Below are 12,167 nucleotides of genomic sequence, written 5' to 3' on the forward strand. Positions count from 1 at the left end.
TTCTGGGTCTGTCATGTCCGCAAGCCAGATTATCTGAGTGTAAGCGATCTTTTGAGGGCGTCCCTTGCGGCCGCCGGCGGTATTCGCTAGACGGTTGAGGGCTTGAGCCTCCAGGGCAGCAGAGCCTCGTAGTCGTCGGCGGTCTGTGCGTGTGGCAACGCCTTGAACAAGGCAACGAGATACTGATACGGATCGACGTCGTTGGCCTTGCAGGTTTCCACCAGTGAGTAAAGACTTGCGCTGGCGTTGGCACCGGCTACGGTGTCGCAGAAGAGGAAGTTTCTCCGTCCGATCACGAATGGCCTAATCGCGTTCTCGACCGGATTGTTCGAGATCGGCCAGGTTCCGTTCTCGATGTAGCGCACGAGCTTTGGCCACTGCCCATGCAGGTAGTGCAGCGCCTTGCCGAACAGGCTTTGCGGCAGTACGGTATGCAGGTGTTGCAGCAGCATCGTTTCGATCTCGGCCAGCAGCGGCTGGCTTTGTTCGGCGCGAACCTGCTGCCGTTGTTCTGGCTTCATCTCGAGCGTGTGGCGTTCGATGGCAAACAGCTTGCCGATGCGCTGCAGGAATCCGGTGACCGGGTGGTCGGTGCGCTTGTCCTTGGGCAAGGCTTGCTCCGCCTCGACCAGGTAGCGCCGCGCGTGCGCCCAGCATCCGATATGCACCAACTGATAGGTGTTTGCGACGTCGTCGTATGGTGCATAGCCGTCGGTCATCAACACCGCCCCAGGCTTGATGCCGGCATAGAGAGCCGTAGCCTGCTTTGTCTCGCGTGTGGGGCTATAGGCAAACAACCGTACCGGCGGGCCCGTGCCATTCATCTGCGCCCATAGGAAGCTCTTTCTCTGGGCAGGCCTGCCGGGCTCCTTGAGCACCTGTACCGTTGTCTCATCACCGTACACGACGTCTGCTTCCAGCAGATGGTCACGCAGCAGGTTGATGATTGGCTGCACCGCTTGGCCTACTCGCACTATGCTTGCGGCCAGGGTGCCGCGAGAGAGGTCCCCGCCGAAGCGATGCAGCAGCGCTGCCTGGCGGTACAGCGGCAGGCCATCCTGATACTTCGAGGTGATGCACCAGGCCAGCGCCGATTCGGTAAGGAGTCCCTTGGGAAAAATGCGTGCCGGTGCCGGCGTCGTCTTGATGCCGCCGTCGCAGCATGGGCAGGCATACTTGACCCGCTGGTGCTGGATCACGCGGACCTGTTGCGGCACGATGTCGAGCTGTTCGCTGACCTCAACACCAATCTCGACCAGAGTCTGGCCATCGAGGGGGCAGACGCGTTCCGATTCGGGTAGCTCGTGACGAACCTCGACACGGGGCAGCGCCGGGTCGAGCGGCTTGCGGCCGCGCTTCTTGCGTGTGTGCCCGGCCACTTCGGTCTCGGGCGTACCTTCTTCTTCCTGCGCCGGCTGCGCGGCCGCTGCCGCCATGGCTTCGGCCTCATTGAGGAACAAGTCCTTCTGCTCCGAGCCTCGCGCCTCGCTCTTGGCGGCGAACAGCTTACGCTGGAACGCCTTGAGCTGTTCCAAGAGCAGGTCTCGCTGGACCGTCATCACACGCAGCTCGCCCTTGATTGCCTCGCGTTCCGCGAGTATTGCCTTGAGCTCGCGCTCGGCGTCTCGCAACAGTTGCAGCTCGGCGGCGGTAACGGTGACGGGCGTGGATGGCATGGCGGGTTAGACCGCTGCCGCCAAGCAGCGTTCACGCAGCGCGATGGTTGTCTACATCAATCGTCTCGATGCGAGAGAGGCATGGGCAAGTGACGCGGAAACTGGCGAGAATTTGGGCAAGCTATACGGTGAGGAAAAATGGGAAAACTGGCGATGTGCATTGCGGGTCAGAGAACTCGTAGGCGCAAAAGCAAAGGGACGGCCCCGAGGCCGGAGCCCCGATATTTATGCTAGATCCGGAAAAGTAGATTATGAGTTTGTAACGAGCGAAAATAGCGGCGAAAATATCGGAAAAAAAACTGCGCTTGCGATAGCGAAAGTAGCTCGGGATAGCTTTACTGGTTCGAAATCAGCATCCCTAAAGCCGGCCGAAGAAGATCACCACAATAATAATGTTGGGAGTGATAACGATCTGCTTCCAAATATAAATCCGCGCGGAATATTCAGGCTGGATTCGAGGAATAAGAAATGATTGCGTGCGATCGTGGAGAAAGAAATGGATGAGGGTCATCTTCGAGCATTAATGCTGCAGCACCCGATTATATCCAAGAAGAGCAGAGCGGAATCACCATTATGGACACTCCCGATATCGAATTTTTATGACAACGCCAGAACTTTATTGTTTCTCAGGCAAAGTTTTTTCATAGAAGAGATCGCTGGCGAGGGAAAAACCATCATGATGAATGTCCTTCGTGAGCGGTTACCAAGAGATCTCAGCGAAATTCACGTACTCTCTTATAGAGGATTAAATAGGGAAATATTTTCTCATGGTGGATTTGTGAGGGATTTGCTTTATACGGTTAATCATGCCGCTCTTGATGGAAATTCATACGAATTAAGTCGGAGATTGATTAATGACATTGTGGCTTCTGCACTGGAGACTAATTGGAAGCTAATTGTGATGCTGGTTGACGAAGCGCAGGCCCTTCGTCCTATAGATTTCGGTTTTATCAAAGATCTGCATAATGAATTAGAAGAGGTGAGGATTGATTTCGTCGTGATTTGTTGTGGCGAGTCTCCAAAAATTCGTGAATTATTCAGAACCTTATCCAGTGAGCAGCAAATAGGCTGCCTGGATCGGTATTTTAGGCATCGGCTGAGACTCAGCGGATATGGGTTGGAAGAGCTGCGAGATCTGCTTGAGGTGATCGACGTGAAAAGATGGCCGACGGATTTTGGACCAACATGGACAGAATTTTGCTTTCCACTCGGATATGCCTCTGGCTTTCGTCTGGCTAATCAAGCCAGTTTATTTTGGCAGGCAATGAAGGAGGTGCATCTTATAAGAGACGATAAAATATCAGAACCAAGTCAAAAGGGAAAATTGCTTTCGAGGCGTATTTTCGATGCTCTTTGGTTTTTAGCGTTTAAGGGTATGGATAAAGATTGCCCAAACTTCGAGTTTCCAAAGGAAGATTGGCAGAGTGCCGCTAAGTTTGCAGCTAAATCGGCCTGGGATGAAAAACCGGATGCCACGGATAGACCAGACTGCTCTCAAGCTTAGGCATGAAAGACGCTCACTGGTGCGGTGGTGGATTAGATTCGATACCAAATGAGTCTTCATTCGGGTATTTTCATCGGTTGTGTTGGCTGAATGCAGTTGGCATGAAAGCCGCAATGAGGATACTCGATGCTCCGAATTTTCCCACGCGCACGCAGACTTTTTTCGGCAAGCTGAAACGAATCCGCCATGTCATAGAGCGAGTTAACTTCAATAGTACTAGGTTTCCAGAGGAGCGTTCGCTGGTGGCTGGGGAGGTTTCAAATTTGTTGGGCGCCATTTTTACTAGTCGCCTTAGATTTTGTCCCGTTTGTTTGGAGTCCGGATATCACTCGATCTGGTTTCAGTGTAGCAAGTTAGCGCGATGCCCGATTCACAATGTTGATATACATGATCGTTGCATGAAGTGTAGTAGCCTTCTCTCCGATATAGGTATTTTGGAAAACTTCAGAGAGGCGCTTCATTGTCCGGTATGTCACTGTGCATTATCGGGGGCGCCCCTTAGTCCCATTTGATTACACACATCTCAGTCGTCAAGTTCACGGGCGTACCTGAGGCCTGCGGCGAAATCCACCGCTCGCTGCAGGCCTTGCCAGATAGTCTTGACTCCGGGTTCGCCGTCGCCTTTGCGCGCCAGGAAGCCGCCGAGCATAGCGACCAAGCGCACGACCTCATTCAGACGCGGTGACGTCTTCGGCGGCTTCTTCTTGTTAAGAATGAATGCCGCGCGCCATTCATCGCGCTCGAACAACAGCCCTGCATCCAAGTCCGGGCAAGTTCGGCCCAGTCGCATCAACCGAGCGATGCGCCATGCCACCACCATGAACAGCGCCAAGGCACGCTCAAGCCGTGCCATCGATGCGAGTTGCAACGCCTCGACCCGACAGCCGTTCTTGAGCACGTGAAAGAATAGTTCCACTTCCCAGCGCGCGCGGTACCAGTCAATAAGCTGTGCTGCCGCGTCAAGGTCGTCCACCTCGCGATTACTCAGCAGTCGCCATTCAATCGGTTTGACGCCGGCCGGCGGGTCGACCTCCCGGGCGACGATGCAAGTGGCACTTACCACGCCGCCTGCAGCATCAGGCAACGCGACACGTTGTGCCCACACCTGCTGCCGTACCGCGCGCGCCGGCTGAGCCTGACGGGCTGCCAGCGTAAAGTGAATCCTGCCCACTGGCTCACCCGCAGTCACTTGGTCCCACAGCTTGCCGCCGCCAGGCAAGGTGCGATTGTGCTGCGAGCGCAGTAGCCAATCCGCCGGGTGGCCCAACTCCTTTGCCTTGACCATCAGCGCCATGATGTCCGACTCCCGGTCAGCCACATAGACGAGTCGCGTGGCAGGCAGTGCGGCCGCCTGTTCGGCGACCCGCTCATATCCTTCGGTCCAGCGGGTACTTTCCTTGATGCCGGGGCGCACGCCATCCGCACCCTTGGGCTCGCGCGCCCACATGTAGGCGTCAAGCACGCCCAGCGGTTCGCGCGCTGGCGTTACCGCGTAAGTCGGGTGCAGATATAGCCCGCGTTGCGCCTCATACGACAGCGGTCCCAGGCCTGCGATGGCCTGGCCGTTAAAGTCCAGCTCCGTGGTGTCTTGGATGCATAGCACCACTTCGCAAGCTCGCATCCGCTCGGCTGAACTCTGCCAGTGGGGCGCCAGAATATCGCGCCAGTCCAGTTCATCCTGAGCCAGGAAGCGGTACGCCGCAGCCGTTTCCGCCCAGCCGCCGCATGCACTGGGTATGCTTGCCGTCGGCTTCTCTGCGAGCCGCTCCGCTAGCAGTACCGCCCGCTTGTTCAGGCGCTGGTCGCCCAAGTCAATGTCCTTAAATTCTGCCGCCGCCCAACTCGTTGCCTCTCGCTGCATGTGCCGCCCAAAATGCAAGAGTGAACGACAATCCGAAAGAGTTTACAACCCCACCCGCTATGTCATTGACCGTAAACGACTTTCTGCGGAGCACCAGCCGCCAGGAGTTGTGTGTAACGAGGTGCCTTAGTCCAGGAGTTTTTGTCGAAAGCTACCTCCACGAACATCGAACCCACGTAAAAATATATCGACAAGCATTCTCTACGTTGAATGAGTGGGTAGAGGATGTCTCCGCTCGCGGTGACAGTTGGATCGCCTACTCCAACGTCGAAATATGGGCCGCGGATGCGAAATGTGCCTTTGCGATTGCATGTGCGCTGGCAAAGCCTCCGGAGATATTGGAACGGCCATCATGCAACGGCGTAGCCCTGTTCTGGCAACGACATTTGGCGGGAAATATGTCATTCGTGCCTTTGTTTACTATTAGACGGCGCGAAGACGAGCTTATACGCGTTGTCTATTGCTGCACTTTGCGGCTTCTGCGTTCTTATGCTGCGGGTATTGCGAGCTCCGGGAGGGTTCCGCTGAAGCAATTTGTCGTCTTCAGGAAGGGCGACGGAATACAAGTCAGCACAGGGGATGTACGAGTACAGGCCTACCTGCTGCTACGCTATTTTGTGGAACAACCTGCCAATAGTGTTATCGCGCTTGATTCAGCAGTAGAACAGGTGTCGCCAAGTAGAGATTTGGGATGGTTTCTCTCCAGGGACGAGAACTCGAGAGCATCGACCCGAGCAGGAATTCTATTGGCGTATGCGACAATGCATCGTGCGATTCGAGAAGCAGCGACCTCCGGATTTGTAAAATGGGATCGTCTGATCGAACTGGTACAAGGTGTCGTCATGGCCCATCAATACTCGGAGACTGTCGAGCGGGGAGTCGTAGTATTCCGGATGCCCGTGGGAATGCCTTTGGCTCCGTTTCGGCCTTTGCCGAATCTTCCCCGCATTTCTGCGTAAGAATGACGGGGCTTCGGTTCGCATCAGGCCCGGTCGGATAGGCGTGGCCATTGCGCTTCAAATTAATTGTAGTTGCAATCGTCTGGGCATTGTGAGCGCTCTGCGGCATAATTGCAACTGCAACTATTGGAGATACCATGTCGACTGAGAAGCCGGATTTGTGGTTTTCGTTTGTACGGTCGCACCGGGCCTTGATACGTGAGGTGGATCGGCGTCTTGCCGAGGCTGGACTGCCTGTCTACGCGTGGTACGACGTGCTGTGGGGGATGGAAAGCGGGCCGGAGGAAAGCCGCCGGATGCATGAGCTGGCCGATGTGCTTGCCATCGAGCGGTACAACCTGACTCGCCTGATTGACCGGCTGGAGCGTGAAGAGCTGGTGACCCGTATCCGGTCAGAGGAAGACGGCCGCGCCGCGTTCGTGTCCGTCACACGGCAAGGTAAGGCCTTGCGCAAGAAGATGTGGGGCATCTACGAGGCGGCGGTCAAAGAACTGTTTCTGGCCGAGTTCTGGCCGGAAGACATCGGGCGATTTTCTCGCGCGCTGGATGCGGCGGCAGCCAAAGCGGGGTGGCCGAAATAGGTTCGAACTCCCTTTTCGTGCGGTGACGCTTCTGGCTCGCGCCGGAGGGGACGAATGTGTCCGCTTTTTGGGACACGTTCGACTTAGTTGGCAACGGCGGTACCCTGACGCCTCAATCAAAGGTCAGTGGCATGACCGGCGCTTACCGGCCCACCCTAAGCGGACATCAGGATGGAGCAGAGACTGATATCCATTAGGCGCCCCGCATGACTGAAGAATTCCCTCAGAACGTTGTCTGCAACGGTTCATTTAATAGCTGGACAACGTATGCTTCGACCGCTTTGTGCCCGGTGAGGGCCTAGCTAGAGCGACGGCTGAGTTCCGTCCGTAGCGACAAAACGTAGTTTGGCTCACCAACTATCGGGGCGGCGCCGTACTTTCGCGAACTACAAGGTCAGGCTCGAACTCGGTCTGAATGCGTTTGGACCCGCCTTCAATCTGATCAACCAGGTTACGAGAAGTAAGTTCGCCAATCAGAACGGGATTCGAGTGTACGGTCGTGAGTGCGGGCGTCATCAGTTCCGCCATCTGCCAGTCGCCGAAGCCTGTAACTGAGATGTCGCTCGGAACCGATAGTCCCAATGTGCGGCACTCCGCGATCGCTGCCACAGCAACGAAGTCATTGATGCATATCAGGGCAGTCGGCTGTTCCTGATGCGGCAGCGAGTCATTACGCTCGAGACAGGTCCGAACCGCTTGCCGGACGGCAGATGCTTCGTACGGTGTCGGGAGAATGCGGTCGTCGGGTATCGAAATGCCGTTCTCACTGAGGACGTCTTGGATGCCCAGAAGTCGTTGAGAGGAGAGAAATTGAGTCTCTAGTGGCCCTGGGAGGACGGCAAACTTTCGATGTCCCTGTTTGACCAAATAGCTCGTCAACCTGCGCATCGCCAAGCGATTGTCATATCCCACCGTGGGATGCATACCCTCACGATCGACGGCCCACATTAGGACATACGGAATGGCATGCTTGTGGATTAGCGAGAAGACGTCAGGGTGATGCTGTGACCCGATAATGGCGATTCCGTCGACTCTGCGCTCCAAAAGCGCGCGCGCGCAGCGTAGTTCTGTCTCACTGTCGTCCCGGTGGCACGTCAATAAAACGCTGTATCCGAGCCGATCGAGCTGCGCCTCTAAGGTATCGACCGCTTTCGCGTAAAGCTCGTTCATCAGTGTCGGCGCAATGATGCCGACCGATCGCGTGCGCCCTTGACGCAGGTCCCGAGCCGAGGAAGACGGGACGTAGTTGAGGCTTGCGATGGCGTTCTGCACGCGCTCCAGCGTGTCAGGTCGCAGCCGATCCGGCGATGTCAGTGCACGGGAGACTGTTGCCGAGGAAACGCCGGCGAGGAGGGCGACTTGCTTGACATTCACCATATCGGATCAGCGGTTATCTTCAGCCTGGGATATCGGCCGACTGCCGTCATTGTAACGACCTTGGTAGTCCACAGGCAGTTTCCGTCGTCGGGGGGTATCCCGACGACGGACCGGCATTCCCGGTGAGGGCTAGTCGAGCCGGACCTTTGCTGAATCAGCCACGCGCTTCCATTTCGTAACTTCGGTGCGCAGAAACGCATCGAATGCTTCCGGGGTGCCGCCTGCGATCTGCGCGCCTTGAGCCATCAGCTTGTCGCGGACCTCCGGATCCTGAAGGGCTTTGTTGAACTGGCTGTTCATCTTAGCAACGATGGCTGGTGAGGTCCCGGTCGGCACCATAAATCCACCCCAAGAAACGGCTTCGTATCCGCTTATCCCGAGCGCTTCATCTACCGTCGGCACATCGGGCAGTGCCGGCAATCGAGTCTTGCTCGTGACCGCAAGAGCCCTGAGTTTTCCACTCTTGACATGTGGCATTCCAGCAAGCGCGGTGGGAAGGGCAACATTGATCTGCTGACCGAGCACGTCTGTGAGCGAAGGCGCGTCTCCCTTATAGGGAACGTGGTTCATCTTGACGCCAGCCATGGTACTAAGGAGTTCCCCGGCCAGATGGCTGCCCGAACCGTTGCCTGCAGATCCAAAGGTAATCTGTCCTGGCTTGGCCTTTGCTAATGAGACCAGTTGGCGCAGGTCCTTCACCGGCGAATTTGCTGCCGTGACGATAATGAGCGGCACCTTTGTCACCAACACAACTGGCGTAAAGTCTTTCAGCGTGTCATAAGGAAGTCTCCCGTATACGGCCGGGTTGATGGCATTCGGCCCAAGGTTGGCCATCAGCACGGTGTAGCCGTCAGGCTGCGCCTTCGCAACGGCTTCATTAGCGATGATGCCGTTTGCGCCAGGCCGGTTCTCCACAACAGCAGACTCTCCCCATGCCTGGCTAAGCTTAGCGCTTAGGAGCCTGGCGGTCACGTCTGAGGCGCCGCCAGGGGGATATGGAAGAACGACCCGAATCGGCTGGACCGGCCATTCCTTAGCGTGGGCGGCGGCCAGACCGATGGTCAGTGTCACTCCGCAAACGGCTAATGCCCCCGCAATTCGTAGCAATCGATGCATGTCTGTCTCCTTTGAACGTGATCTTTATGGTGATCACTGTGGTCGGGCGGATTACACGTCAGATCGTCCCATCGCGGCGCATTGCCTCAATTTGCTCCACAGACTTCCCGAGCTCATTTTTCAGGATGGTTTCAGTGTGTTCGCCCAGCGCTGGGGGCGCGCGAAGGTAGTCGATACTGCTGCGAGAAAACTTGATAGGGTTCGCAACCTGGGGCGCGCTTGCACCGCTGCTGTGGGGCAAAGAGAAAACCATTTCACGCGCCCGGATATGGGGATCCTCCAGTGCTTCTGGAATGCTCTGGATCGGGCCACAAGGTACGCCGACCGATTCCAGCAGTTTGAGCCACGTGTCTCTCTCTTCTTCTTCAAAGCGAGCCGAGAGCACCTCCACAAGACTTTCACGGTTCTTTAGACGATCCGCATTGCGTCGATAGCGGTCATCATCCGGAAGATTGATTAAACCCAGCGCTTCGCACATGGCTCGGAACTGCCGGTCATTACCGACTGCTACGATCAGAGAGCCATCGCTTGCAGGGAATGACTGATAAGGTGCGAGATTGGGGTGCGCGTTGCCCCAACGACGCGGGTGGCTCCCGCCCACCAAATAGTTCGAGGCCTGGTTTGCCAGCCACGCCACCTGCGTATCCAGCAGGCTCATATCGATGTACTGCCCGCGGCCACTGCCGACTCGCTCAAATAGCGCGCTGACAATTGCAACGCTTGCATACATGCCAGTCATCAAGTCCGATATGGGCACCCCGCATTTTTGCGGGCCGCCACCGGGGACGCCGTCGCGCTCGCCTGTGATGCTCATCAGCCCGCCCATGGCTTGCACCACGAAATCGTATCCAGCCCGCTTGCGGTATGGGCCCGTCTGCCCGAAGCCGGTGATGGAGCAGTAGACGAGCCGAGGATTGATCTCACTCAGGGTCTTGAAGTCCAACCCGTAACGTTGCATATCGCCGAACTTGTAGTTCTCAACGAAAACGTCGCAATCTTTGACTAGCTCGTGCAGCAAATCCTGACCGACCTTGCTGCTGACATCCAGAGTGATCGAACGCTTCCCGCGATTGGCGCAAAGGAAGTACGCCGACTCTTCCGTCGTCGTGCCATCCTCACGAGTAAGGAACGGCGGGCCCCAAGCTCGCGTGTCATCGCCGGTGCCGGGACGCTCAACCTTCATCACGTCAGCGCCCAGGTCGGACAATAGTTGCGTGCTCCAGGGTCCAGCAAGGATCCGGCTCAAGTCTAGGACCTTGATACCTGCAAGGGGGCCTGCCATATCTCCTACTCCTCTTTTTTGAGTTTCTAACTAATTAGCTCGGGTCGAACAGCACGCCAGGGTTCAAGACCTGGTGCGGATCAAAGGCCTGCTTGGCGGCCTTTAGCGCGGTGCAGAACAGCTCCGGCCGTTCCTTGTCGTACCAAGGGCGATGGTCCCGACCAAGCGCATGGTGGTGGGTCACCGTACCGCCTGCGTCCACCATGGCTTGCTCTCCAATGCGTTTGATCGCTTGGAACTGCTCGGGCAATCGAGCCTTATCGCCATAGGCAAACCACGTGAAATATGGCGCAGGGCCATCAGGGTAGAGGTGGGTAAAGCGGCAAGTCACCGAACCCGGGCGGCCGGTAACTTCGCGAATGGCCCTATGCGTTTCTGCCTTGACGTGCGCGTGAAGAGCGGCGAACTTGTCCCACGTGCACGCGGTTTCCATGGTCTCGCGCATGACGCCGCGAGCAATGGCGTACTCGCGCAGGTATGGGCCGCGCAGGAACTTGTTTCGCCAGCTCGATGTCGCAGCGTCCGCACCACCTTGGTTTCCGCTGACCGGATCATCGTCCCATTCGCCGCCGCACTCCGCGCAAATTTCCTGTGCTCGCTTCAGGCGTGCCTCGACCGGGTGGTCGGCGGACTCGAATCCCAGCACGAGAATGTCATAGCTGCCGTCGCTCGAACCCGTGTACAAGGCTTCTTCGCGTTCCACAAGGCGGGCATTGGCAGGGTTCAGTCCAGATTGAGACAGTACCCGTGTGGCCTCGACAGCGCGCGCATAGTCACGGAAACGTACGGTCACCTGCTTGCGGAAGACCGGCCGGCGGTGAAGCTTGACCCACGCCTCGGTAATGATGCCCAGTGCGCCTTCGGAGCCGAGGAAAAGTCGATCCGGATTGGGTCCCGAACCCGATACCGGGAAACGTCGGGATTCAATGGCACCCTGGGGCGTTACCACTCGCATGCTCTCGACGTGGTCGTCGATCTGAGTGAACGCGGTCGCAAAGTGGCCTGCTGCTCGCGTTGCGATCCAACCCCCCAGTGACGAGAACTCCCACGCTTGCAGGAAGAATCGCATGGTCAGGCCGGTGGGCTTGAGCTGTCGTTCCAGCTCCGGGCCAAGGACGCCCGCTTGAATGCGCGCGGCCTGCGATGTTTGGTCTACCTCCAGCACTTTGTTGAAGTGCTTCATGTCGATGGACACCACGCCACGGTAACGATCGTGCTCGGGCGGATTCACGCCGGCCACGACGCTGGTGCCGCCGCCGTACGGAACTGCAGCAACGTTCTGGCGCCCGCACCAGTCGAACAGGTCCACGATGTCCTGCTCAGTGCGCGGGTAGGCGATGACGTCCGGCGGGTTGGAAAATTCCCGGCGCATTGCGCGCGCAACATCCATGGTGCCCGCGCCGTAGGTGTGATACAGGCGGTCGTAATGATCGCTTGTGCAGATTTCGCGAAGCGACGCGGGCAGCTGTACGCGAGGTTTGCGCAGCGAAATTTCTTCGGGCGTCGGAAAAGGTGTCGCTTCGAAGTGCTCGACACCCAGCAAGCGTGTCCACGCTGCCTCGAACTCCCGGATTTCGTCCGGCGTGACGGTGTCACCCTCATAGCCCCACCCGTAAAACTTACGACGACGTTCCTGCATTGTTGCCTCCTGTGTGATTTGGTAATCGATTACATACGTTACGGTAACCTGCATCATAGACTGTAAATAACCAATGACAGTACGGTGATGAGGCGAAAACTGCACTGCGTGCAACCGATTACATAAGTTTAGATTGGTGCGGCATAATGTCAAGCAGTTAACGCAGTCGCGG

General features: G+C 57.0%; 9 protein-coding genes. 3 read left to right on the plus strand and 6 right to left on the minus strand.

The features are described 5' to 3' along the window. Positions 1–86: 86 nt before the first annotated feature. On the minus strand, positions 87–1,676 hold the full coding sequence (tnpC, locus tag ACIGJG_RS27670) for an IS66 family transposase (protein ID WP_483673420.1): 1,590 nt from the start codon (positions 1,674–1,676) through the stop codon (positions 87–89). 43 nt (positions 1,677–1,719) lie between these two features. On the opposite strand from tnpC, the gene ACIGJG_RS27675 reads away from it, so the two are divergent. Further along, complete coding sequence (locus ACIGJG_RS27675; RefSeq protein ID WP_483673422.1) at positions 1,720–2,148, plus strand: hypothetical protein; 429 nt, start codon at positions 1,720–1,722, stop codon at positions 2,146–2,148. Continuing rightward, a complete protein-coding gene (locus tag ACIGJG_RS27680) occupies positions 2,149–3,180 on the plus strand; it encodes an AAA family ATPase (RefSeq protein WP_483673423.1) in 1,032 nt (343 codons plus the stop codon). A gap of 523 nt (positions 3,181–3,703) precedes the next feature. Here the strand turns inward: ACIGJG_RS27680 and ACIGJG_RS27685 are convergent. Continuing rightward, on the minus strand, positions 3,704–5,041 hold the full coding sequence (locus ACIGJG_RS27685) for an IS4 family transposase (protein ID WP_483673424.1): 1,338 nt from the start codon (positions 5,039–5,041) through the stop codon (positions 3,704–3,706). Positions 5,042–6,137: 1,096 nt separating this feature from the next. Between ACIGJG_RS27685 and ACIGJG_RS27690 the strand changes: the two genes are divergently transcribed. Further along, positions 6,138–6,581 (plus strand): MarR family winged helix-turn-helix transcriptional regulator, encoded by a 444-nt coding sequence (locus ACIGJG_RS27690; RefSeq protein ID WP_483673426.1) that lies wholly within the window; start codon positions 6,138–6,140, stop codon positions 6,579–6,581. Positions 6,582–6,938: 357 nt separating this feature from the next. On the opposite strand, the gene ACIGJG_RS27695 is transcribed toward ACIGJG_RS27690, so the two are convergent. From ACIGJG_RS27695 to ACIGJG_RS27710, 4 genes are all read right to left on the minus strand, one after another. Continuing rightward, a complete protein-coding gene (locus ACIGJG_RS27695) occupies positions 6,939–7,958 on the minus strand; it encodes a LacI family DNA-binding transcriptional regulator (RefSeq protein ID WP_483673427.1) in 1,020 nt (339 codons plus the stop codon). Positions 7,959–8,087: 129 nt separating this feature from the next. Beyond that, positions 8,088–9,074: a Bug family tripartite tricarboxylate transporter substrate binding protein gene (locus ACIGJG_RS27700; RefSeq protein WP_483673428.1), complete on the minus strand. Its 987-nt coding sequence runs from the start codon at positions 9,072–9,074 to the stop codon at positions 8,088–8,090. A 58-nt stretch (positions 9,075–9,132) separates the two neighbouring features. Beyond that, on the minus strand, positions 9,133–10,356 hold the full coding sequence (locus ACIGJG_RS27705; RefSeq protein WP_043355344.1) for a CaiB/BaiF CoA transferase family protein: 1,224 nt from the start codon (positions 10,354–10,356) through the stop codon (positions 9,133–9,135). Between the two features lie 34 nt (positions 10,357–10,390). Further along, positions 10,391–12,100 carry an FAD-binding oxidoreductase gene (locus tag ACIGJG_RS27710; RefSeq protein WP_483673429.1) on the minus strand — a complete coding sequence of 570 codons (1,710 nt, stop codon included), beginning with the start codon at positions 12,098–12,100 and terminating at the stop codon, positions 10,391–10,393. Positions 12,101–12,167: the final 67 nt, after the last annotated feature.

It is taken from the genome of Cupriavidus sp. C1SS-2L (assembly GCF_057073735.1).

Coding starts and splice junctions, on each gene's coding strand:
- ACIGJG_RS27695 (WP_483673427.1), bottom strand. CDS start 7,958: ATGGTGAATGTCAAGCAAGTCGCCCTCCTCGCCGGCGTTTCCTCGGCA.
- ACIGJG_RS27685 (WP_483673424.1), bottom strand. CDS start 5,041: ATGCAGCGAGAGGCAACGAGTTGGGCGGCGGCAGAATTTAAGGACATT.
- ACIGJG_RS27700 (WP_483673428.1), bottom strand. CDS start 9,074: ATGCATCGATTGCTACGAATTGCGGGGGCATTAGCCGTTTGCGGAGTG.
- tnpC (WP_483673420.1), bottom strand. CDS start 1,676: ATGCCATCCACGCCCGTCACCGTTACCGCCGCCGAGCTGCAACTGTTG.
- ACIGJG_RS27690 (WP_483673426.1), top strand. CDS start 6,138: ATGTCGACTGAGAAGCCGGATTTGTGGTTTTCGTTTGTACGGTCGCAC.
- ACIGJG_RS27705 (WP_043355344.1), bottom strand. CDS start 10,356: ATGGCAGGCCCCCTTGCAGGTATCAAGGTCCTAGACTTGAGCCGGATC.
- ACIGJG_RS27675 (WP_483673422.1), top strand. CDS start 1,720: ATGGTTGTCTACATCAATCGTCTCGATGCGAGAGAGGCATGGGCAAGT.